This window comes from Caballeronia sp. (assembly GCF_049581465.1).
GTDB lineage: Bacteria > Pseudomonadota > Gammaproteobacteria > Burkholderiales > Burkholderiaceae > Caballeronia.
This window is the reverse complement of sequence record NZ_JBAUSA010001044.1, coordinates 1-1689: the sequence shown is the minus strand read 5'-3', so window position 1 is coordinate 1689 and position 1689 is coordinate 1. Positions and strand designations below refer to the sequence as shown.

2 protein-coding genes are annotated in these 1689 nt (G+C 62.8%); one reads left to right on the top strand and one right to left on the bottom strand.

The features are described from left to right. On the bottom strand, nt 1-824 hold an 824-nt coding region (locus tag WCA53_RS25565), incomplete at its 3' end, for a helix-turn-helix domain-containing protein (RefSeq protein ID WP_423916993.1). Between the two features lie 310 nt (nt 825-1134). Between WCA53_RS25565 and WCA53_RS25560 the strand changes: the two genes are divergently transcribed. Beyond that, a partial coding sequence (locus WCA53_RS25560; RefSeq protein ID WP_423916991.1) for an FAD-binding protein occupies nt 1135-1689 on the top strand: 555 nt, incomplete at its 3' end.

Below are 1689 nucleotides of genomic sequence, written 5' to 3'. Positions count from 1 at the left end.
GTGCCGATCCGCGCGGAGAACAGCGCCGTCATGTGCTGTTGCGACGAAAATCCGCAAGCCGCGGCAACCTCGCAAAGCGGTGTGTCGGTTACACGCAGCATGTGGGCCGCCGCGCCGATCCGCCTTTCCATCACGAAACGGTACAGCGAATACCCAGTGCGGGCCTTCACGCCGTCGAAGACCACGCGAACAGGCAGATCAAGCGTCGCCGCGAGATCCGCGCAACTGAGGCCGTGCTCGATGTTGCTCGCCACATACTGTTCGAGTCGGGAAAATTCGGCGTCGGACATTCCCGGCTTGCGCTTGTCGGCAGTGTTCTCCAGATGCCGCGTCGTCTCGATCCAGGCGAGCGTCGCCAGGCACTGGATCTCCCACGGGTCGACCGGTAACGAGCGTTCAGCAGGCACCTTCAGGCGTGCGTAGCGCACCAGATGTCGAATCGCATTGGCGCCGAGGTTGCTGCGACTGCTCACGCGACGCGACGCGCGCGCATTGGAATCGGTGATGCGGCTCTGGAACGGGTCGCGATAACGAAACGCAATGAAGCCGTGACGAACCTGCTGCGCGTCGATGCGCATGCTGCCGCCGCGCGGATGAAATGCGGCGGTCTCCGCTTCAAACGTGAATGGGACCGCAGGTCCGTCGTCGTAACGCGTCTCTGTAACGATCGTGCCAAGCAGCAGGCAGATCATCTCGGACGGGTTATGCATGTCGAGCGTATAGGGCTGCGAACCGGAGATACAGTATTCGAGTCCGGGCGCGCCGGATACCACGCGAAATCCCTCGATTCGCCGGATGGCCGGTGGCTGGTACGTTCCGCTCATTGTCGTCTCTCGTTGCCTCAATGGTGCGCGCTTTGATGTCGGCCTTGATGTCGTTCTTAGGCCGCTTTTCTCGCGAGTATAAACGCTTGAGTCGCGACCTTTACGCTTCGGTGGTTCGCAGTTCGCGAACGCAGCGTCCGCGATTTTCATCCCTGATCTTCATCTCCGTTTTTCATCCTGATACCCACCCGCCAATCCGCTGCGCGCCCGGAATCTGTAAATCGCGAAACGTGAAAGACCCGTTCATTGCGTCGCCGTACCGTGCGCTTCATGCCCACGTGGCACACGAAACTAAAACACGGAGACGAACATGACTGACTACAGCAACGTGCCCGCTGCATCGCGGCGCAACTTCATCAAGGCCGCTGGCGCCGGCACGGCAGCCGCCGCCTTCGGCGTCGTGACGCTGTCCGCGAAAGCCGCCGGCGAACTCAAGTTCGATGCCGAATACGACATCGTCGTGTGCGGTGGAGGAGGAGGGGGCCTGCCCTGCGCGCTTTTCTCACGCTGGCTCGGCAACCGCGTGGCGATTCTGGAGAAAGCGGGCAGTGTCGGCGGCACGGCCGCGAAGGCCGCGTTTTGGTACTGGGTGCCGAACAACGAGCCGATGCGGCGCGCTGGTATCGCCGATCCGAAGGAGGACTACCTGCGCTACGTCGCGCGCCTGTCGCGCCCCGAGCAGTACGATCCGTCGCTGCCCAAGCTCGGCCTCTCGGATTGGGAGTACGAAATGTGTGAGGCGATCTATGACAGCGCATCGCCGGCTGCCGAACTGCTCGCGAGCAGGGGCGCGCTGCCGTATCGCCACGAGGCGTCGGTGCCGGACTACTGGGCTGAACTGCCGGAAGACAAGGCGCCGCGCGGC